The organism is Burkholderia sp. A2 (assembly GCF_001729305.1).
Classification (GTDB): domain Bacteria; phylum Pseudomonadota; class Gammaproteobacteria; order Burkholderiales; family Burkholderiaceae; genus Burkholderia; species Burkholderia sola.
This window is the reverse complement of sequence record NZ_LZXX01000118.1, coordinates 60,547-79,257: the sequence shown is the minus strand read 5'-3', so window position 1 is coordinate 79,257 and position 18,711 is coordinate 60,547. Positions and strand designations below refer to the sequence as shown.

Sequence of the window (18,711 nt, the reverse complement as noted above, 5' to 3'; positions counted from 1 at the left end):
TGTGAGTGCGAATCCGAACGAGACCCCGAATCCGTCGCGAGCCGGCGAGCGGCAGCATGTGTTTCCGCCGCCGCTGGATCGCGATTACCGCGTCGAGGACGGGCGCGTCCAGACGCGCTCGCTGGAAGCGCATATCGTCGATCACTGCAACCTGACCTGCGCGGAATGCTGCTCGCTGTCGCCGCTGTTGCCGGAGTGGTACGCGAGCCCCGAATCGATCGAAGCCGATCTGCGCAAGGCGGCGAAGGTGTTGCGTCCACGCATGTTCAAGCTGGTCGGCGGCGAACCGTTGCTGCATCCGGCGCTGGTCGAACTCGTCCAACGCGTGCGCGGCACCGGCATCGCGCCCGTGATCTCGGTCACGACGAACGGGCTGAAGCTCGGCGAGATGCCCGACGCGTTCTGGCAAGCAGTGGATGCACTGACGATCTCGCGCTATCCGAAGCCCGCGCTTTCCGCCGACCTGATCACGCATGTCGAGCGCCAGGCCGCGCGCTTCGACGTACGGCTGAACTGGAAGATCCAGGACGTATTCACGACGATGAACCGCGCGCAGCCCGGCACGGATCGCGATGAAGCCCGGCGCCTGTATCACGATTGCTGGATCCGCGAGCGCTGCCATATGATTCGCGACGGCATGTTCTACACGTGCACGCGCCCCGCGCATTTCCATACGCTGTACAAGGGCGAGAAGGATTTTCAGGCCGACGGCCTGGCGTTGCGCGACGACGCGGGCATGCTCGACGCGATGCTCGCCTATCTGCAACGCGAGACGCCGCTCGAAGCCTGCCTGCATTGCCAGGGCGGCAGCGCGCCGGTGGCGCCGCATCGCATCCTGAAACGCATTGAAGTGAATACCTTGAAGGCTCGTTATCCATGATCGTCGGCACGCGCGACCCGTTCGGTTTCGATCGTCTGCACTACCATCCGCGCAGCGGCGTGTCGGCGTCCGGCATCCGCGCGGTATTGCGGGCGTCGGGGCAACCGGCCGGCGCGCCGGACACGGCCGCCATCGCGGGCTACCTGAGCGGCGGGCGCCTCATCGGCCGCACCGTGCTGTGCGACGTGCTCGCGGTGCCGCCCGGCCACGCACTGATCCGATCGCCGGAAGGGCTGACGGTGCAGGGGGCGCCCGAGCGGCCGCAGCATGCCGATCTCGACGCCGTGCTGCGCGCGTCGCTGCAACGCGCGCTCGACAGCGGCAAGCGCGTCGCGCTGGCGCTGAGCGGCGGGCTCGATTCGGCGCTGCTGCTCGCGTTGCTGCGCGAACTCGGCGCATTGCGGCACGTGACGGCCTACGTCCTCGCGACCGACATGCCCGATTACTGCGAACGCGACGCGGCGCTCGAACTCGCCGCGCAGATGCAGGCGAACGTGAAGATCGTGCGCGCGAACGAGGCCGATTTCATCGCGGCGCTGCCGAGGACGACCCACGCGGTCGAGGAGCCGATGTTCAATCTGCATCCGGTCGCGAAGCTGTTGCTGGCCGACGCGATGGCGGCGGACGGCGTCGAGGTGGCGATTACCGGCGACGGCGCGGACCAGGTGTTGCGCCGCGACCGGTCGGCCAACTATCTGCCGCTGTGCCACGCGTTGTTCGACGCCGCGTCGGTCGATCTGCATCCGCCGTTCGTCGACGCCGCCGTCGTCGCGCATCTGACGAGCATGGCGCCCGACCCGAACAAGCAGTGCCTGCGCGAGCTCGGGGCGCGCCTGAACCTGCCGGAGCGTCTCGTGCACGGCCCGAAGCGCGGGCGGCTCGCGCCGGCGATGGATCTCGCGACGCTGCTCGATCGCGACCGCACGCATGCGCTGGCCGACGCGCTCGGCCTTGCCGCGCCCGCTTTGCAGACGGATACCGAACGCGTGCTGTGGACGACGCTGACACTGATCCTCGATCATCTCGATCGCCTTCATCCCGATGCCGCGCATCGCCCGGTCTGAGCCGCTCATGAAACGCATCCTGTTCTGCGTGGTGCCCGAGAAGGGCCACGTCAATCCGTGCATCGGCCCGGCCCAGCACCTGCGCGCGACCGGCTGCGACGTCGCGTTCTATGCGCCGGCCGACATCAGCGCACAGCTCGACGGCGCCGGCGACTTCGCGTTCGTCGGGCCGCGCGAGACGCCCGAGCGCCACGATCTGTCGCGCGGCGCGAGCTTCGCCGCGAACATTCGCGACGCCGACTGGCTGCGGCACTGGATCCGCACGTTGCTGATCGACCTCGCGCCCGCACAGGTGGACGGCATCCGCGCGGTGCTGCGCGAATGGCAGCCCGACGTGGTCGTGATCGACCCGCTGCTGTATGCGGCGGCGATTGCGGCCGAGCTGGAAGGGCTGCCGTGGGTGTCGATGTCGAATTCGCTGAATCCGGTGCTGCCGGACGATCTCGATTCGGAACTGCTGCGCACGGTGCGCTGGCTCGAACCGGAACGCACGCGCCTGTTCGCGCGCTACGGCCTCGACGCACGCTTTCGCGGTTGCGACATCCTGTCGCCGCATCTGACGCTCGCGTTCACGACCGACGCGCTGGTCGGCGCGCCGCCGCGCGGTGTAGAGCTGGTCGGCCCTGCGATGCCGTCGGGCCCGCGCGGCGACGAGACGGCATTTCCATGGGAGCGCCTGGACGCGGATCGCCCGCTCGTCTACATGTCGCTCGGCAGCCAGCTTTACTACCACCCGGAGGTGTTCGCGAAGGTCATCGACGCGACGGGTGCGACGTCCGCGCAACTGGTGCTGTCGGTCGGCGAACTGGTCGATTCGGATCTGCTGCCGGCCGGCGACGAACGCGTGATCGCCGTGCGTTACGTGCCGCAACTGGCGCTGCTGCGGCGCACGCGCGCGTTCGTCAGCCACTGCGGCGCGAATTCGGTGATGGAGTCGCTGGCGTGCGGCGTGCCGATGCTGCTGTCGCCGTTCTGCAACGACCAGTTTCATTCGGCGCACTTCGTCGAGCGGGCCGGCGCGGGCTGCGTGCTCGATCTGCAGCAGGCCGGCGTCGCGGCCATTACCGATGCGCTCGAACGCCTGCTGCGTCCCGGATCGCTGCGCGAGCAGGCGGCGCGGATCCGCGACAGCTATGCCGCGTGCGACGGCTCCGCGCAAGCCGCCCGCCTGATCAGCGCACTCGCTTCAGGAAGCCGCCTGGCGACAGCGTCATGAGTACGCGGTCCTCGATGTCGTGGTCGATGTCGAACCGGTCGTCGCGGGCGAGAAATTCGCGTGTGGCCGTGGCCGGATTGTTGCCGCGGCCGTACGGCTTGCCGTCGAACATCGACTCGGGCAGGTACTCCATGATGGTGTCCATCACGATCGCGTAGCTGCCGGGCGTCACGAACGGCGCATAGCATTCGAGTTCGCGCAGCACGTGCGCGTGCGTATGCGTGAGATCGAGGATCGCCATCACGCGCGCGCCGTCGTGGATCTGCGCACGCACCGAGGCGAGCGTATCGGCCGCGCACGATTCGCCTTCGATCAGCACCATGCGATGGGCGAGCCGGTGCGAGTGCAGGCGCTGGCGGACCTCGTCGCGCAAGCGCGGTTCGATCGCGACGACGCGGCCCTCGTTGCCCGCCAGTTCCAGCATCGACGCGGTGAACGCCACGCCGCCGCCCGCCGCGATGCCGGTCTGCACGATGCAGTCGGGGCGCTCGCGCCAGATCAGTTCCTGGAGCGCGAGCATGTCGCCGGGCAGATGGAAGAAGCGCTCGCCGAGCCAGCGGGTCTGGAACAGATGGCCGAATTCGGCGGCGCGCGTCAGCCATTCGATGTTGATGTCCCGCATGCGGGCCGAAGGACGCTCTGACATGGTCAATGCAACGAGTAGGAGTGACGTGAAAACGCTGGAACCGTGGCTTCACCGGTACTGGGACATCGGCCCGGCGCGCCTGCAGGCGCTGGCGTCGGGCCATACTAACAAAACCTATCTCGTCGAGTGCGATGCGGGGCGGACGGTGCTGCGCGTGTCGTGGGCCGGCAAGCCGGTCGAGCAGATGCGGTGCGAGGCGTCGATACTCGGTCATCTTGGCCATCGCGTCGATGTGCGGGCCGCGCCGCGGCTGCCCGCGCTGCCGCGACTGCGGCCGACCGTCGATGCACAAACCGGCGTGCAGACGCCTGACGGAGGCTGGCTGCATCTGTTCGAGCATATCGACGGCCGTCCCGGTCTGCCGGACGACCCGCACGCGGGGGCGATCGATGCGATGCGCACGCTCGCGCATCTGCATACGGCGCTGGCCGCGATACCCGCGAGCGAAGCAGCGCCGCTCGCGTGGCTGTCCGCACGTCATGCACGCGTGGCGGCGCGCGCGATGCCGTCGCTGCCGGCCGACTTGCACGACGACTACGACACGGTGATCCGGCGGATCGGCGCACATCTCGATGCGGCGTCGTCGTGGCTCACGGGGCTCGTGCATTGGCTGCACGGCGACTATCACGCGGGCAACCTGCTGTATGTCGGCAACGCGGTGAACGGCGTGCTCGATTTCGACGATGTGGGGCAGGGGGCGCAATGGCTCGAGGCGGCCTTTGCGTCGTTCGCGCTATCGCGCGATGCGGACCGGGACGACCGCTTCGTGTTCGACCGCGGGCGATGGGCGGCCTGCCTGCACGCTTATACCGCGACGCGGCCGGATACGGCGCCCGATTGGCTGCGCGACAACCGCGACACGCTGATGATGCTGTTCTGCGCGGACCAGACGTTGATTCATCTCGAGGCCGCGCAGCGTGGCCTGTGGATGCCGGGGCCCGGTATCGGATTCCTCGGCGGCTGGCGCCAGTTACTGGACGGCGCGGCGCCTGCGGGCTAGCCGGCCGTCGCGTCAGCGTTGCCGGTTCAGGAACAGCCGCACGGCTTCGACCGTGTCGGGCCGCGCGTCGCCGTGCCGCGATCCGTCGTGCAGGCAGAACAGCACGTCGCGATGCTGCGCCATGCAGGCGTCGACATGCGCGCACATCGCGTCGAACAGCGCCTGCGGCGATGGCGCCGGCCGCTGCCAGTCGTCCAGTATCGCGGTCCAGCCCGTGTGATCGCGTTGCAGGCGCGCGAGCACGGCGGCGCGATCGTCGTGCGGCATCAACCCATACGGCAGCCGCAGCGGGATCGCGTCCGGCGCGGCCACGCCGGCGCGGCGATAGACGTCCCGAATCAGCGCATCGGTCGTGTCGATTTCGTCGATCAGTGCGGCATCCGCGAGCGCGCCGGGCTTCGCATGCGAATAGGTGTGATTGCCGAGCCGGTGGCCTTCGCGCGCGATTCGCGTCGCGACGTCGCGCGCGCCCGGCAGGTGCTTGCCGAGCACGAAGAAGGTCGCCGTGCACGACGCATCGCGCAGCACGTCGAGCAGCGCGGGCGTCGAGGGGCCGGGGCCGTCGTCGAAACTGAGGTGAATGGATGTCATGGGGCGCCCGGGCCGTTCACTGAACCGGCTCGATGGCGAGCGGACACGTGCCGGCCGGACGCAGCCGGGTGCCGGTCCATTCGTAGAAGAATCGGGCCGCTTTCGCGTTGCCGCCGCCGCAATCGTCGTTGAAGCAGCCGGCGACGATCAGCAGCCTGCTGCCGGCGCGGAAGCCGACGCGCTCGTCGTCGTTGCCCATCACGCCCGAGACGGCCTTCACGCCGGGCATCGTGTACGTCGCGCCCGTGTCCTTGTCGACGATCGCGAAATTTCGGCAATCCGTTCCGCAACCCCAGATAGCGACGCGGTAGTGACCGGCAAAGTTGGCCGGTTGCGCGAACGCGTCGCGAATGACGGTGCGGTACAGGCGCGCTTCGTTGCGGGTGAGCCGAGGCGCGGCAGCCGGTGTGCGCGGCGCGCGGGCGACGGCGGGCGGCGCCGGATAACGGTCGAACGCGGGCGATGCACAGGCCGCGGCCGCCGTGGCTGCGGGCGCCGCACCGGCGGCGCCGGCCGTCAGCGCGGCCGATGCGCCGGCGATCAGCAGAAGTCGATGGGCGAGCGCCACGCGAGTGTCCTTCATGTTCGAGATTGAGGTCGGGCCGCAGCGGCCGAACGGCCGGCGACGACGATTCTATGACGCTTCGCGCGTGTCGGCGCCGGGGGAGCGCGCATGCACCGTACCCCGGCAATCGTCACGGCCGTCACGGCTATCACGGCGAAAAGGGCGTTGCGTCGGGCGATGCGGCGACCCGCGCACCGGCGGCGCCGGTGCGGCTCAATCGGCCAGCCGCTTGTCGGCGAGCGCCTTGCAGCAGTCTTCGTATACCCACTGCACGAGTTTGGCCCGATAGTCGAGATCGTCGGTATCGACGATTTCCTCGACCGCGTCGCGCGCCCACGACGCGTCGACGAAGCCCGCATGCCGCTTCGCGATGTCCTGCGCGAGCGCCGCGAGCCGGGCGACCGAGAGCCAGTCGGCCTGGCGGTGATGACGGTCGAGCCACCGGTGCGCGGCCTGGACCTGGAACGCGGCGTCCGGCCAGGATTCGTTCAGGTAAAACGCGCCGAGATTGCCGCAGGTGAGCCAGCAAAGCAGCTCCAGGCGGTCTTGCGAGCCGAGGGTATGGGATGCGTCGGACATGGCAGCGCTCACGAAGTGCGTCGATTCCGGGCGGCGCCGGCCGCGATGGGCCGATGCCGATATTAAAAACATAGCACGATGCGGGCCCGGCCGCGCACCCGGGCGGATGCTGACGTGACGGCGGCCCGAAGCGTGCGGCGCCGGCCGCGCGTGGCGCGACGGCGCGCCGGTCCTTTCGGATGGCTGTCATTCGTCACACCAGCCGCCGAAACGCTCGCTAGAATGTCGGCTTCCCTGGAGGCGGAAACGATGAAAATCTACGACCAGTTCTACATCGACGGCGCATGGCGCAAACCGGCCGGCGCCGGCACGATCGACGTGATCGATTCGGGCACCGAAGCCGTGATCGGCCGGATTCCCGAGGGCGTCGCATCCGACGCGCAGGACGCGATCCGCGCGGCGCGCGCGGCCTTCGACGCGTGGGCGGCCACGCCGGCCGCGACGCGCGCGGGCTACCTGCGCAAGATCGTCGAGCGTCTGCAGGCGCGCAGCGAGGAACTCGCGCAGTCGATCACCGGGGAGGTCGGCATGCCGATCAAGCTGTCGCGCGCGATCCAGGTCGGCGGGCCGGTCTATAACTGGAAGGCGTACGCGAAGCTCGCCGAATCGTTCGAATTCGAGGCGCGGGTCGGCAATTCGCTCGTGGTGCGCGAGCCGGTCGGCGTCGTCGCGGCGATCACGCCGTGGAACTACCCGCTCAACCAGATCACGCTGAAGGTCGCGCCGGCGCTCGCGGCCGGCTGCACGGTGGTGCTGAAGCCGTCGGAAGTCGCGCCGCTCAACGCGTTCATGCTCGCCGAAGCGATCCACGAGGCCGGGCTGCCGGCCGGCGTGTTCAATCTCGTGTGCGGGTATGGCCCGGTCGTCGGCGAGGTGCTGGCCACCGATCCGGACGTCGACATGGTGTCGTTCACCGGCTCGACGCGCGCGGGCAAGCGAGTGGCCGAGCTGGCGGCCGCGGGCGTCAAGCGCGTCGCGCTGGAGCTGGGCGGCAAGTCGGCGTCGGTGATCCTCGACGACGCCGATTTCGCGACGGCGGTGAAGGGCACGGTCAACGCGTGCTATCTGAACGCGGGCCAGACCTGCTCCGCGCATACACGGATGCTGGTGCCGGAAGCCCGCTACGACGAAGCGCGCGAGATCGCGAAGGCCGCGGCCGAAACGTACGTCGCGGGCGACCCGCGGCAGGAGACGACGCGTCTCGGCGCGCTGGCGTCGGCCGCGCAGCAGCAGCGCGTGCAGGCGTACATCCAGCGCGGGATCGACGAAGGGGCGGAACTCGTGACGGGCGGCACCGGGTTGCCGGCAGGGCTCGAGAAGGGCTTCTTCGTGAAGCCGACCGTGTTCGGCCGCGTCGATCCGAAAGCGACGATCGCGCAGGAGGAGATCTTCGGGCCGGTGCTGTCGATCATCACGTATCGCGACGAAGAGGAGGCCGTGCGGATCGCGAACGATTCGCCGTACGGGCTCGGCGGCGCGGTGTGGGCCGGCAGCGACGAACGCGCGATGCGCGTCGCGCGCCGCATCCGCACGGGGCAGGTCGACATCAACGGCGGCGCGTGGAACGGCGCCGCGCCGTTCGGCGGCTTCAAGCAGTCGGGGCATGGCCGCGAGAATGGCGTGTACGGGCTCGAGGAATACCTCGAATACAAATCGATGCAGCTGAAGCCCGCGAAGCCGGCCTGAGCGTTTTCTCCCGTATGACCGCGCAACGGCACGCTCGCGTGCCGTTTTTTGTTGACGGCCGTCAAGGTGCGCGGCGGTGGATCGTCGATCATCGCGATTCCGATGTTCCGACGAGGTTTCAGATGACCGTACGCACTTCCTTTCCGCCGCTGACGATCCGCGGCCGCACCTTGCTGCCCGTCGTGCAGGGCGGCATGGGCGTCGGCATCTCCGCGCACCGGCTGGCGGGCAGCGTCGCACGCGAAGGCGCGGTCGGCACGATCGCGAGCATCGACCTGCGCCACCATCATGCGGATCTGCTCGCGCGTTGCCGCGCGCAACCCGATCGCGCGACGCTCGAAGCGGCGAACCTCGACGCGCTCGCGCGCGAGATCCGTCTCGCGAAGGCGTACAGCGAAGGGCGCGGGATGATCGCGGTCAACGTGATGAAGGCGGTGAGCGCGCATGCGGACTACGTGCGGGTCGCGTGCGACGAGGGCGCGGACGCGATCGTGATGGGCGCGGGCCTGCCGCTCGATCTGCCCGATCTCACGCAAGGGCACGATATCGCGCTGATCCCGATCCTGTCGGACAGCCGCGGGATCGCGCTGGTGCTGAAGAAGTGGATGAAGAAGGGGCGCCTGCCCGATGCGATCGTGATCGAGCATCCGGCGCACGCAGGCGGCCACCTCGGCGTCACGCAGATCGACGACATGCACGACGGTCGTTTCGATTTCGCGCGCGTGCTCGACGAGACCGCGCAGGTCATGGCGTCGCTCGGCCTCGCCCGCGACGCGATCCCGTTGATCGTGGCCGGCGGGATCAACAGTCACGACACGGTGCGCGCGGCGTTCGCGGCCGGCGCGAACGGCGTGCAGGTCGGGACGCCGTTCGCGGTGACCGAGGAAGGCGATGCGCATCCGCATTTCAAGCGCGTGCTTGCCGATGCGACGCCCGACGACATCGTCGAATTCGTCAGCGTGACGGGGCTGCCGGCACGCGCGGTGAAGACCCCGTGGCTCGATCGTTACCTGCGCAACGAGACGCGCATTCGCAACAAGCTCGGCGCATTCAAGCAGCGTTGCCCGACCGCGCTCGAATGCCTGAGCGTATGCGGGCTGCGCGACGGCATCGAGAAATTCGGCCACTTCTGCATCGACACGCGGCTCGCGGCCGCGTTGCGCGGCGACGTCGCGAACGGACTGTTCTTCCGCGGCCGCGAAGCGTTGCCGTTCGGCCGCGCGATCCGCAGCGTGCGCGATCTGCTCGACCTGCTGCTGACCGGCAGTGCGACGGAACCTGCGGCAAACCGTCCCACGTTTACGCTGGCTTGACCAATATCAAGATGACGAAAAGACCCTACGGGGAGAATGGAAACCATTCTTTGGGGGTCCGTACCATGCATAAAACGATTCGAACTTGTGTCACCGCAGCCGCCGTCGCGGCCAGCTTCGTCGCGATGCCGTCGCTGTCGCACGCGGCGTCGCCGGGCGACGGCATCAATCAGGGTGACGTACTGGTCCGGCTTCGCGCGATCAGCATCCAGCCGAACGAGCGCGCGAGCGATACGCTCGGCGCGATCAACACGGGCGTGAACAACGCGATCGTGCCCGAGCTCGACTTCACGTACATGATCCGCGACTACCTCGGCGTCGAGCTGATCCTCGGCACGTCGCGGCATCAACTGACGTCGAGCCTCGGCAATCTCGGCGGCGTGGGCGTGCTGCCGCCGACGCTCTTGCTGCAGTACCACTTCAACCATGCGGGCAAGGTGCGTCCGTACGTCGGCGCCGGTTTGAACTACACGTACTTCTACAACAACGGGCTCAACGTCGGCGGGGAGGGCGTGTCGATCAACAAGAGCAGCTTCGGCCCCGCGCTGCAGTTCGGCGTGGACGTGCAGTTGACGAAGAAGGTGTTCATGAACGTCGACGTGAAGAAGATCTGGATGAGCACCGATGCGACGCTCGGCGACAAGGGCATCGGCACGCTGCACATCGATCCGCTGATCGTCGGCGTGGGCGTCGGGATGAAGTTCTAGACGCGACGGAACAAGAACAGAGTTGGGGTTGGCGGCATGGCGGTCGGCATGCCGCTCTTTTTTTGTGCAGTGGATTTACAGCTTGTCGTACTGGAAGCGCATCGCGGTGCCTTCGCGCGTGATGCGCTCCCACACCGCGCGCTTTTCGTCGTCGCTCAGGAACACCCAGTTCGAGACTTCGGCGGCCGTGCGGCCGCAGCCCTTGCAGACTTCGTCGAAGAGCGTCGAGCACACGCCGATGCAGGGGCTGTCGGGGAGGTCGTGAAGATTGGAGGCCATCGGCAGGGTTCGCGCAGTTGAATCGTCAGCCGCCATTTTAATGCATCGCGGCGCCGCGGCCGGACGCCGGCGCCGGGCGGACACGCCCGCCCTCCGAACGCCGGTTCGCCGCTGCCCGTTTTTCCCGGTGGACAGCCGCCGATTACCCGATAGAATTCCCCCGGAACGCCCCGCTGCGCGGGCGGCTCGACCGACCGGCGGCGGGAATCTGTTCCGTTTGCGCGACACCGGCATGATTTTTTTGTGACGGGGCGCGAATGATGGTAGTTTTCGGGGTTTTCGAGGGGCGGCGCGCCGGAATGCGCCGCCATGACGAGGCAGACGGCAGCCGGGCAACGCGTCCGGCCGAAGGGAGAACGGGATGAAAGCAAAGGTAGTGGGCCGGTTCGCAGCGCTCGCGCTGTGCGTGGGTGCGTCGGCGGCAGCGGCGAAGGATACGCAGCTCAATGTCTATAACTGGTCGGACTACATTGCGAAGGACACGATCCCGAACTTCGAGAAGCAGGCGGGCGTCAAGGTTCGCTACGACAATTACGACAGCGACGACACGCTGCAGGCGAAGCTGCTGACGGGCAGCTCGGGCTACGACATCGTCGTGCCGACCAGCAACTACGCGGGCAAGCAGATCGCCGCCGGCATTTTCGCGCCGCTCGACAAGTCGAAACTGCCGAACCTCAAGTACCTCGATCCGCAACTGATGGCGCTCGTCGCCGGCGCGGACCCGGGCAACAAGTACTCGGTGCCCTGGGCGTACGGCACGACCGGCCTCGCGTACAACCTGACGAAGGCGCAGCAGGCGCTCGGCAAGGTGCCGCTCGACAACTGGGACATCCTGTTCAAGCCGGAAAACCTCGCGAAGCTGAAGACCTGCGGCGTGTCGGTGCTCGACGCGCCCGACCAGATGTTCGCGGCGGCGCTGCACTACATCGGCAAGGATCCGATGAGCACGAACCCGGCCGACTACAAGGCCGCGATGGACGTGCTGAAGAAGATCCGTCCGTACATCACGCAATTCAACTCGTCGGGCTACATCAACGACCTGGTCGGCGGCGACATCTGCTTCGCGTTCGGCTGGTCGGGCGACGTCGTGATCGCGAAGCATCGCGCGATCGAGGCGAAGAAGCCGTACAAGATCGAGTACTACATTCCGAAGGGCGGCGCGCCGGTATGGTTCGACGTGATGGCGATCCCGAAGGATGCGAAGAACAAGGAAGCCGCGCTGCAGTGGATCAACTACATCGAGGATCCGAAGGTGCATGCGGCGATCACGAACGCGGTGTACTACCCGAGCGCGAACGCCGAGGCACGCAAGTACGTGCGGCCCGACGTCGCGAACGACCCGGCCGTCTACCCGCCGGCCGACGTCGTGAAGACGCTGTTCCTGCTCAAGCCGCTGCCGCCTGAAATCCAGCGTCTGCAGACGCGTCTGTGGACCGAGCTGAAGTCGGGCCGCTGACACGAGCCGAAGTGAACCCGCAGTCATGAAGCCCCTGGTGCCCCCGGGGGCTTTGTTCGTCTAACGCAGGAGAGAAGCAGCACATCATGAATAGCCAGTCGGGCGCGCCGGTCGCGGGCGCGCCGTTCTCCGTTTCCTCCTCCGGCGCCGATGCGCGCGCCGAGAACTTTGTCCAGATCGTCGACGTCGTCAAGAAATTCGGCGACACCGAAGCCGTGCGCAGCGTCAACCTGACCGTGCGCCAGGGCGAGCTGTTCGCGCTGCTCGGCAGCTCGGGCTGCGGCAAGTCGACGTTGCTGCGGATGCTCGCGGGCCTCGAGACGGTCACGTCGGGCAAGATCCTGATCGACGGCGAGGACCTCGCGCAGATGCCGCCGTACAAGCGGCCCGTGAACATGATGTTCCAGTCGTATGCGCTGTTCCCGCACATGTCGGTCGAGTCGAACGTCGCGTTCGGGCTGAAGCAGGAAGGTACGCCGAAGGCCGAGCTGAAGGCGCGCGTCGCGTCCGCGCTCGAACTCGTGCAGATGGGCAAGTACGCGAAGCGCAAGCCGCACCAGTTGTCCGGCGGCCAGCAGCAGCGCGTCGCGCTGGCCCGCTCGCTGGTCAAGCGCCCGAAGCTGCTGCTGCTCGACGAGCCGATGTCCGCGCTCGACAAGCAGATTCGCCAGCGTACGCAGATCGAGCTCGTCAACATCCTGAACAAGGTCGGCGTCACCTGCATCATGGTCACGCACGACCAGGAAGAGGCGATGACGATGGCGAACCGCCTCGCGGTGATGAGCGAAGGCCAGATCGTGCAGATCGGCTCGCCGAACGAAGTGTACGAATACCCGAACAGCCGCTTTTCGGCCGAATTCATCGGCTCGACGAACCTGTTCGACGGCGTGACGGTCGAGGACGAACCCGATCACGTGTACATCGAATCGCCGGAACTGCCGAGCCGGCTGTACGTGAGCCACGGGATCTCGGGCCCGCTCGGGATGCCGGTCACGGTGTCGGTGCGCCCCGAGCGGATCGCGCTCACGCGCAAGCCGCCCGAAGGCGCGTTCAACTGGGCGCGCGGCCGGATCAGCAACGTCGCGTACATGGGCGGCTATTCGCTGTATCACGTGAAGCTCGACGGGGGCAAGACGGTGATCGCGAACGTGTCGAGCCTCGCGATTTCCGAACTCGACACGCCCGCGCTCGCCGACGAGATCTACGTGCGCTGGAGCGCGACCGCCGGGGTGGTGCTGACGTCATGAACGCGTTCAAGTCCCTGCTCGAGTGGCCGGTGCGGCGCTTCAACCTGACGGGCGCCACGGCGGTCGTGGCCGGGCCGTTTACGTGGCTCGTGCTGTTCTTCCTCGTGCCGTTCGTGCTGGTGGTGAAGATCAGCTTCGCGGAGCTGCAGCTCGGCATCCCGCCGTATACGGAGCTCGCGTCATACGCGGACGGCGTCGTGCACGTCGCGCTGAACCTGTCGCACTATGCGTTCCTGTTCACGGACAGCCTGTATTTCGCGACCTACGTGAACTCGGTGTGGGTCGCCGCGATCACGACGCTGCTGTGTTTGCTGCTCGGCTATCCGATGGCGTATTACATCGCGCGCTCGAATCCGGCCACCCGCAACCTGCTGATGATGGGCGTGATGCTGCCGTTCTGGACGTCGTTCCTGATCCGCGTGTACGCCTGGATCGGGATCCTGAAGAACAACGGGCTGCTGAACAACTTCCTGATGTGGATCGGGCTCACGCATACGCCGATCGAGCTGTATCGCACGAACTACGCGGTGTACATCGGGATGGTGTATTCGTACCTGCCGTTCCTCGTGATGCCGCTCTACGCGCACCTCGTGAAGATGGACCTGCGCCTGCTCGAAGCCGCGTACGACCTCGGTGCGAAGCCGTGGAAGGCGTTCGTGCAGATCACGCTGCCGCTGTCGAAGAACGGGATCATCGCGGGCTGCCTGCTGGTGTTCATCCCGGCGGTCGGCGAGTACGTGATTCCGGAGCTGCTCGGCGGCGCGAATACGCTGATGATCGGCCGCGTGATGTGGAACGAGTTCTTCAACAACGCGGACTGGCCGATGGCGTCTGCCGTGACGTGCGCGATGGTGCTGCTGCTGCTCGTGCCGATGGCGATGTTCCAGCACTTCCAGGCGAAGGAACAGGGAGGCCGCCGATGAAGCCGAATCGCTACCTGCAGTTCGCGGCGCTGTTCGTGGGCTTCGCGTTCCTGTACATCCCGATCATCAGCCTGATCGTCTATTCGTTCAACGAGTCGAAGCTCGTCACCGTGTGGTCGGGCTTTTCGTTCCGCTGGTATGAGGCGCTCGTCGAGGACGACGAGCTGCTGACGGCCGCGTGGCTGTCGCTGAAGATCGGCGTGCTGACCGCGTTCGCGTCGGTGTTCATCGGCACGTGGGCCGGTTTCGTGCTCGCGCGGATGGGGCGCTTTCGCGGCTTCGCGCTGTTCAGCGGGATGATCAACGCGCCGCTCGTGATCCCCGAGGTGATCCAGGGGATCTCGCTGCTGCTGCTGTTCATCGAGCTCGCGAAGTGGATCGGCTGGCCGGCCGAGCGCGGCGTGTTCACGATCTGGCTGGGCCACGTGATGCTGTGCATCTCGTACGTCGCGATCATCGTGCAGTCGCGCGTGCGCGAGCTGAATCCGTCGCTGGAAGAAGCCGCGCTCGATCTCGGTGCGACGCCGCTGAAGGTGTTCTTCACGATCACGCTGCCGCTGATCTCGCAGGCGCTGATCGCGGGCTGGCTGCTGTCGTTCACGCTGTCGATCGACGACCTCGTGCTGTCGGCGTTCCTGTCGGGCCCCGGCTCGACGACGCTGCCGCTCGTCGTGTTCTCGCGCGTGCGCCTCGGGCTGAACCCGGAGATGAACGCGCTCGCGACGCTGTTCATCGTCGCGGTGACGGCCGGCGTCGTGATCGCGAATTTCGTGATGCTGCGTCAGGAACGCAAGCGGATGGCGGGATTCGCCGCCTGACGCTCCGGTTGCGGCCGTCATGAAAAACGCCCGGTGCCGACGACGAGTCGGCCCGGGCGTTTCGTTTGGCCCTGCGTGACGATCGCCAGCCCGTCGTCGGCGTTTATACGCCGAACGCGGCCTTCGCCAGCAACCCCAGCGCGACACACACAAGCACGACCGCGAACCCGGCCTGCACGTGCCGCGCGGAGAGGTGACGCGATGCACCGCGGCCGGCGGCCATGCCGAGCGCGGTCGCGACGCTGAACCACAGCGTCACGTCGAGCGGCGCGCGCGTGCCCGACACGAGCGTCGCCAACACGCCGCCGGTGCCGACGAGCGCGATCACCATCAGCGACGTCGCGACCACCCCATGCATCGACACGTTCGTGAACTTGCGCAGCATCGGCACGATCACGAAGCCGCCGCCGACGCCGAGCAGCCCCGTCATCAACCCGGTCACCGCGCCGGTCGACGCCAGCGCGACGCCGACGGGCCACGACCATACGAGCCGGCCCGTATCGGGATTCACGCGGCCGACGCACAGCGGCGACGCGTCCGCATCGGTCGCCTGCTGCCGCAGCGCCTGTCGCAGCAGCCGGCCGGCGACGACCAGCATCGTCAGCGCGAACAGCGTGAGCAGCAGGCGCTGCGGCAGCACGTGCGCGAGCCGCACGCCGAGCGTGGTCAGCGGCACACCGGCCACGGCCATCAGCAGCGCCGCGCGATAACGCACGAGCCCGCGGCGAAAGCCCTCGAGCGCGCCGAGCGCGGCGCTGCCGGCCACCGCGACGAGCGCGACCGGCGTCGCCTGCTGCATCGGCCAGCTCATCCCGACGACGAGCGCGGGCACCGCGAGAATGCCGCCGCCGGCGCCGGTGAGGCCGAGCACGGCGCCGACGAAGCCGCCGAGTACGAGAGATATCAGCATGACGTCATCGCGCTCCGGTCAACGCGTGATCGCGGGCTTCGCGAGCCATTCGCGGCCCTTGAGCATCGCCTTCCAGTAGAGCGGCGGCAGCACGCGCTCCTTGAGCAGCCACGCGAGCCGCGACGGTCGCTTGCCGTCGATCAGCCAGGCGGGGAAGGTCGGCGCGACCTTGCCGCCGTACAGGAATTCGGCGAGCACGATCTTGCCGCGCTCGACGGTGAGCGGGCACGAGCCGTAGCCGTCGTACGCGGCGTCGCCGTGCGCGCGGCCGAGCGACGCGAGCAGGTTGTGCGCGACGACGGGCGCCTGCTTGCGCGCGGCCGCGGCCGTTTTCGCATTGGTCGTGTTGGTGACGTCGCCGAGTGCGTAGATGTCCGGAAACTGCTTGTGCCGCAGTGTCGCCGGATCGACGTCGATCCAGCCGGCCGCGTCGGCGAGCGGGCTCGCGCGCACGAAGTCGGGCGCCTTCTGCGGCGGCACGACGTGGATCATGTCGAACGCACGCTCGACGGTTTCCTTGCCGCCTTCCGGCAGCGCGCGCGAGAACGTCGCACGGCGCGCGGACCCGTCGATCGCGACGAGGTTGTGGCCGAACGACAGCGCGATGTCATAGCTTTTCACGTACTCCATCAGCGCGGGCACGTAATCGGCGACGCCGAACAGCGCGCCGCCCGCATTCAGGAATTCGACGTTCGCGGCGTCGAGGCGCCCCGTGCGCCGCCAGTGGTCGCACGACAAATACATCGCCTTTTGCGGCGCGCCCGCGCACTTGATCGGCATCGGCGGCTGCGTGAAGAGCGCGTGGCCGCCGCGGAACGCGTGCACCAGCTCCCACGTGTACGGCGCGAGATCGTAGCGGTAGTTCGACGTGACGCCGTTGCGGCCAAGCGTGTCGGCGAGGCCGTCGATCGCATGCCAGTCGAGCTTGAGCCCGGGGCACACGACGAGCTTGCGATAGCCGATGCGCCGGCAGCCGTCGAGCACGACCGCGTGCGCATCGGGCTCGAAGCCCGCGACCGCGGCCTGGATCCGCTGCACGCCGCGCGGGAGCAGGTCGGTCATCCTGCGCGCGGTCGTTTCGGGCCGGAACACGCCCGCGCCGACCATCGTCCAGCCGGGCTGGTAGTAGTGGACGTCGGCGGGATCGATCACCGCGATGTCGAGCGACGCGTCGCGCGCGAGCAGGCTCGACGCGACCGCGATGCCGGCCGCACCGGCGCCGACGATCACGATGTCGTGCCGCGCGTCCACGGCTGGCGCCGCGTGGCGGCCGCGCTGCGCGATACGCGATGCGAGCGCGCTCAGGTTGTAGCCGGCCGCGCCGGCGGTGGCGACGAGGTCGTCCAGCGGGCGCAGCCCTGCCTGCGACAGCGCCCATAGCGTGGCCGACCGCGTGCCGCTGCGGCAGTACGCGAGCACGGGCCCGTCCAGCGACGCGACGAGCGCGCCGAACCGCGCGGCCTGGTCGTCGGTCACCTTGCCGGTATCGACCGGCAGGTAATGCACGTCGATGCCGAGCGGCGCGGCGGCCGCGCGGATCTCGGTGACGGTCGGCTGGTCGGCGCCTTCGCCGTCGGGCCGGTTGCAGATGATCGCGCGGATGCCCGCCGCGTGAAGCGCGGGCAGGTCGGCCGCCGCGATCTGCGGCGAGACCGACAGCGTGTCGGTCAGCTTGCGGATGGTCATGTCGGGTTCTCCGGTGGGGCGCGCGGCTCAGATCGCGTCGAGCGGAATCTTCAGGTAGCGCACGCCGTTGTTCTCGGGTTCGGGCAGGTGGCCGGCGCGCATGTTGACCTGCACCGACGGCAGCATCAGCACGGGCATGTCGAGCGTCGCGTCCCGCGCGGTGCGCATCGCGACGAAATCGTCCTCGGTCACGCCGTCTTTCACGTGCACGTTCGCGCGGCGCTGCTCGGCGACGGTCGTCACGAACTGCACGTCGCGGCCGCCCGGCTGGTAGTCGTGGCACAGGTACAGGCGCGTGTCGGGCGGCAGCGCGAGCACGCGCATGATCGAGCGGTACAGCGTGCGTGCGTCGCCGCCGGGGAAGTCGCAGCGGGCCGTGCCGTAGTCGGGCATGAACAGCGTGTCGCCGACGAACGCCGCGCGCTGCGTCGCGTCGTCCACGCAGTAGGTCATGCACGCGGGCGTGTGGCCCGGCGTGTGCAGCGCGCGGATCGTCAGCGCGCCGAGCGCGAGCGTGTCGCCGTCGTCGACGAGCCGGTCGAACTGGCGGCCGTCTTCCGCGAAGCCGGGGCCTGCGTTGAACAGCGTGCCGAACACGTGTTGCACGCGGCGCACGTGCGAACCGATCGCAATCTGGCCGCCGACCTGCGCTTTCAGGTACGGCGCGGCCGACAGATGGTCGGCATGCACGTGCGTTTCCAGCAGCCAGTGCACGGTCGCGCCGAGTTCGGCGACGCGCGCGATCAGCCGGTCGGCGCTGGCGGTGCGCGTGCGGCCGGATTTCGGGTCGTAGTCGAGCACGCTGTCGATCAGCGCGCATGCGCGGCTCGCGGTATCGAGCAGGAGATAGCTGACGGTGTGGGTCGCCGGGTCGAAAAAGCCTTCGACCGACAGCGCAGGGGCGTTGCTCACGGGGTGTCCTCGATCGGGTTCTGCATCTGCAATGGCGGTCTTTATCTCAAGAAGCATGCCAGCCGGCGGCGCGGCATCGGCCGATGTCGCAGGGTCTTGATTCGGCTCGGATTTTCGGCGCATAGGCGGCGTCGAGAAGGCGGCAGCGACATCCGGTGGCGGACGAGCACTGCCACAACTGGCAGTACCGTGGCAGAATTGGCCGTCAGCCTGGCAGTCCGTCCGGGCGCCCC

Annotated in this window: 19 protein-coding genes; 11 read left to right on the top strand and 8 right to left on the bottom strand. The window is 68.1% G+C overall.

Features of this window, described 5'->3' with window-relative positions; genetic code table 11:
- Position 1 precedes the first annotated feature (1 nt).
- From A9Z05_RS27095 to A9Z05_RS27085, 3 genes are read left to right on the top strand one after another with little or no spacing between them, the layout of a single operon-like run.
- Entirely contained in the window at positions 2 to 880 is an 879-nt protein-coding gene (locus A9Z05_RS27095) for a 4Fe-4S cluster-binding domain-containing protein (protein WP_069620811.1), read from the top strand.
- Complete coding sequence (locus tag A9Z05_RS27090; RefSeq protein ID WP_069620810.1) at positions 877 to 1,944, top strand: asparagine synthase-related protein; 1,068 nt, start codon at positions 877 to 879, stop codon at positions 1,942 to 1,944. The genes A9Z05_RS27095 and A9Z05_RS27090 overlap by 4 nt, the downstream gene beginning before the upstream one ends.
- A gap of 7 nt (positions 1,945 to 1,951) precedes the next feature.
- Positions 1,952 to 3,160 (top strand): glycosyltransferase, encoded by a 1,209-nt coding sequence (locus A9Z05_RS27085; protein ID WP_069620853.1) that lies wholly within the window; start codon positions 1,952 to 1,954, stop codon positions 3,158 to 3,160.
- On the opposite strand, the gene A9Z05_RS27080 is transcribed toward A9Z05_RS27085, so the two are convergent.
- The gene (locus tag A9Z05_RS27080) at positions 3,117 to 3,806 is read right to left on the bottom strand and encodes a cephalosporin hydroxylase family protein (RefSeq protein ID WP_069620809.1); all 690 of its coding nucleotides are present in this window, start codon (positions 3,804 to 3,806) and stop codon (positions 3,117 to 3,119) included. The genes A9Z05_RS27085 and A9Z05_RS27080 overlap by 44 nt on opposite strands.
- Here A9Z05_RS27080 and A9Z05_RS27075 point away from each other — a divergent pair.
- Positions 3,805 to 4,806, top strand: coding sequence for a phosphotransferase (locus tag A9Z05_RS27075; protein ID WP_176730253.1), 1,002 nt, complete (start codon positions 3,805 to 3,807; stop codon positions 4,804 to 4,806). The two genes, A9Z05_RS27080 and A9Z05_RS27075, sit on opposite strands and share 2 nt — an antisense overlap.
- A 12-nt stretch (positions 4,807 to 4,818) precedes the next feature.
- Here A9Z05_RS27075 and A9Z05_RS27070 read toward each other — a convergent pair whose 3' ends face one another.
- The 3 genes from A9Z05_RS27070 to A9Z05_RS27060 form a co-directional block, all read right to left on the bottom strand.
- Positions 4,819 to 5,397, bottom strand: a complete 579-nt coding sequence (locus A9Z05_RS27070; protein ID WP_069620807.1) for a polysaccharide deacetylase family protein — start codon at positions 5,395 to 5,397, stop codon at positions 4,819 to 4,821.
- A gap of 16 nt (positions 5,398 to 5,413) precedes the next feature.
- Positions 5,414 to 5,965, bottom strand: a complete 552-nt coding sequence (locus tag A9Z05_RS27065) for a hypothetical protein (RefSeq protein WP_069620806.1) — start codon at positions 5,963 to 5,965, stop codon at positions 5,414 to 5,416.
- A 210-nt stretch (positions 5,966 to 6,175) separates the two neighbouring features.
- Positions 6,176 to 6,541, bottom strand: a complete 366-nt coding sequence (locus A9Z05_RS27060) for a hypothetical protein (RefSeq protein ID WP_006488152.1) — start codon at positions 6,539 to 6,541, stop codon at positions 6,176 to 6,178.
- A 249-nt stretch (positions 6,542 to 6,790) separates the two neighbouring features.
- Between A9Z05_RS27060 and A9Z05_RS27055 the strand changes: the two genes are divergently transcribed.
- The 3 genes from A9Z05_RS27055 to A9Z05_RS27045 all read left to right on the top strand — a co-directional run bounded on the left by A9Z05_RS27055 (position 6,791) and on the right by A9Z05_RS27045 (position 10,247).
- Positions 6,791 to 8,227 (top strand): aldehyde dehydrogenase family protein, encoded by a 1,437-nt coding sequence (locus tag A9Z05_RS27055; RefSeq protein WP_069620805.1) that lies wholly within the window; start codon positions 6,791 to 6,793, stop codon positions 8,225 to 8,227.
- A gap of 122 nt (positions 8,228 to 8,349) precedes the next feature.
- Positions 8,350 to 9,540 carry a nitronate monooxygenase family protein gene (locus A9Z05_RS27050; protein WP_069620804.1) on the top strand — a complete coding sequence of 397 codons (1,191 nt, stop codon included), beginning with the start codon at positions 8,350 to 8,352 and terminating at the stop codon, positions 9,538 to 9,540.
- A 65-nt stretch (positions 9,541 to 9,605) separates the two neighbouring features.
- Positions 9,606 to 10,247 carry an OmpW family protein gene (locus tag A9Z05_RS27045; protein ID WP_069620803.1) on the top strand — a complete coding sequence of 214 codons (642 nt, stop codon included), beginning with the start codon at positions 9,606 to 9,608 and terminating at the stop codon, positions 10,245 to 10,247.
- Positions 10,248 to 10,322: 75 nt separating this feature from the next.
- On the opposite strand, the gene A9Z05_RS27040 is transcribed toward A9Z05_RS27045, so the two are convergent.
- Positions 10,323 to 10,526 (bottom strand): DUF1289 domain-containing protein, encoded by a 204-nt coding sequence (locus A9Z05_RS27040; protein WP_006493160.1) that lies wholly within the window; start codon positions 10,524 to 10,526, stop codon positions 10,323 to 10,325.
- 361 nt (positions 10,527 to 10,887) lie between these two features.
- Between A9Z05_RS27040 and A9Z05_RS27035 the strand changes: the two genes are divergently transcribed.
- The 4 genes from A9Z05_RS27035 (at position 10,888) to A9Z05_RS27020 (ending at position 14,970) form a co-directional block, all read left to right on the top strand.
- Positions 10,888 to 11,982 carry a polyamine ABC transporter substrate-binding protein gene (locus A9Z05_RS27035; RefSeq protein ID WP_069620802.1) on the top strand — a complete coding sequence of 365 codons (1,095 nt, stop codon included), beginning with the start codon at positions 10,888 to 10,890 and terminating at the stop codon, positions 11,980 to 11,982.
- 86 nt (positions 11,983 to 12,068) lie between these two features.
- The gene (locus A9Z05_RS27030) at positions 12,069 to 13,229 is read left to right on the top strand and encodes an ABC transporter ATP-binding protein (protein WP_069620801.1); all 1,161 of its coding nucleotides are present in this window, start codon (positions 12,069 to 12,071) and stop codon (positions 13,227 to 13,229) included.
- Positions 13,226 to 14,152: an ABC transporter permease subunit gene (locus tag A9Z05_RS27025; protein WP_050015507.1), complete on the top strand. Its 927-nt coding sequence runs from the start codon at positions 13,226 to 13,228 to the stop codon at positions 14,150 to 14,152. The genes A9Z05_RS27030 and A9Z05_RS27025 overlap by 4 nt, the downstream gene beginning before the upstream one ends.
- Positions 14,149 to 14,970: an ABC transporter permease subunit gene (locus A9Z05_RS27020; RefSeq protein ID WP_069620800.1), complete on the top strand. Its 822-nt coding sequence runs from the start codon at positions 14,149 to 14,151 to the stop codon at positions 14,968 to 14,970. The genes A9Z05_RS27025 and A9Z05_RS27020 overlap by 4 nt, the downstream gene beginning before the upstream one ends.
- 103 nt (positions 14,971 to 15,073) lie before the next feature.
- Here the strand turns inward: A9Z05_RS27020 and A9Z05_RS27015 are convergent, their stop codons facing one another.
- Genes A9Z05_RS27015 through A9Z05_RS27005 form a run of 3 tightly spaced genes read right to left on the bottom strand, consistent with a single transcriptional unit; the run spans position 15,074 to position 18,478 of the window.
- The gene (locus A9Z05_RS27015) at positions 15,074 to 15,880 is read right to left on the bottom strand and encodes a sulfite exporter TauE/SafE family protein (protein WP_069620799.1); all 807 of its coding nucleotides are present in this window, start codon (positions 15,878 to 15,880) and stop codon (positions 15,074 to 15,076) included.
- 18 nt (positions 15,881 to 15,898) lie between these two features.
- Positions 15,899 to 17,566, bottom strand: a complete 1,668-nt coding sequence (locus A9Z05_RS27010) for a bifunctional protein tyrosine phosphatase family protein/NAD(P)/FAD-dependent oxidoreductase (RefSeq protein WP_069620798.1) — start codon at positions 17,564 to 17,566, stop codon at positions 15,899 to 15,901.
- Between the two features lie 27 nt (positions 17,567 to 17,593).
- Positions 17,594 to 18,478 carry an MBL fold metallo-hydrolase gene (locus tag A9Z05_RS27005; RefSeq protein WP_069620797.1) on the bottom strand — a complete coding sequence of 295 codons (885 nt, stop codon included), beginning with the start codon at positions 18,476 to 18,478 and terminating at the stop codon, positions 17,594 to 17,596.
- Between the last annotated feature and the right edge of the window lie 233 nt (positions 18,479 to 18,711).

What these genes read in the sequence shown, in the direction of transcription:
- A9Z05_RS27090 (WP_069620810.1), top strand. Translation starts at nt 877, where the DNA reads ATGATCGTCGGCACGCGCGACCCGTTCGGTTTCGATCGTCTGCACTAC.
- A9Z05_RS27085 (WP_069620853.1), top strand. Translation starts at nt 1,952, where the DNA reads ATGAAACGCATCCTGTTCTGCGTGGTGCCCGAGAAGGGCCACGTCAAT.
- A9Z05_RS27075 (WP_176730253.1), top strand. Translation starts at nt 3,805, where the DNA reads ATGGTCAATGCAACGAGTAGGAGTGACGTGAAAACGCTGGAACCGTGG.
- A9Z05_RS27080 (WP_069620809.1), bottom strand. Translation starts at nt 3,806, where the DNA reads ATGTCAGAGCGTCCTTCGGCCCGCATGCGGGACATCAACATCGAATGG.
- A9Z05_RS27070 (WP_069620807.1), bottom strand. Translation starts at nt 5,397, where the DNA reads ATGACATCCATTCACCTCAGTTTCGACGACGGCCCCGGCCCCTCGACG.
- A9Z05_RS27060 (WP_006488152.1), bottom strand. Translation starts at nt 6,541, where the DNA reads ATGTCCGACGCATCCCATACCCTCGGCTCGCAAGACCGCCTGGAGCTG.
- A9Z05_RS27055 (WP_069620805.1), top strand. Translation starts at nt 6,791, where the DNA reads ATGAAAATCTACGACCAGTTCTACATCGACGGCGCATGGCGCAAACCG.
- A9Z05_RS27050 (WP_069620804.1), top strand. Translation starts at nt 8,350, where the DNA reads ATGACCGTACGCACTTCCTTTCCGCCGCTGACGATCCGCGGCCGCACC.
- A9Z05_RS27045 (WP_069620803.1), top strand. Translation starts at nt 9,606, where the DNA reads ATGCATAAAACGATTCGAACTTGTGTCACCGCAGCCGCCGTCGCGGCC.
- A9Z05_RS27040 (WP_006493160.1), bottom strand. Translation starts at nt 10,526, where the DNA reads ATGGCCTCCAATCTTCACGACCTCCCCGACAGCCCCTGCATCGGCGTG.
- A9Z05_RS27035 (WP_069620802.1), top strand. Translation starts at nt 10,888, where the DNA reads ATGAAAGCAAAGGTAGTGGGCCGGTTCGCAGCGCTCGCGCTGTGCGTG.
- A9Z05_RS27030 (WP_069620801.1), top strand. Translation starts at nt 12,069, where the DNA reads ATGAATAGCCAGTCGGGCGCGCCGGTCGCGGGCGCGCCGTTCTCCGTT.
- A9Z05_RS27025 (WP_050015507.1), top strand. Translation starts at nt 13,226, where the DNA reads ATGAACGCGTTCAAGTCCCTGCTCGAGTGGCCGGTGCGGCGCTTCAAC.
- A9Z05_RS27020 (WP_069620800.1), top strand. Translation starts at nt 14,149, where the DNA reads ATGAAGCCGAATCGCTACCTGCAGTTCGCGGCGCTGTTCGTGGGCTTC.
- A9Z05_RS27015 (WP_069620799.1), bottom strand. Translation starts at nt 15,880, where the DNA reads ATGCTGATATCTCTCGTACTCGGCGGCTTCGTCGGCGCCGTGCTCGGC.
- A9Z05_RS27010 (WP_069620798.1), bottom strand. Translation starts at nt 17,566, where the DNA reads ATGACCATCCGCAAGCTGACCGACACGCTGTCGGTCTCGCCGCAGATC.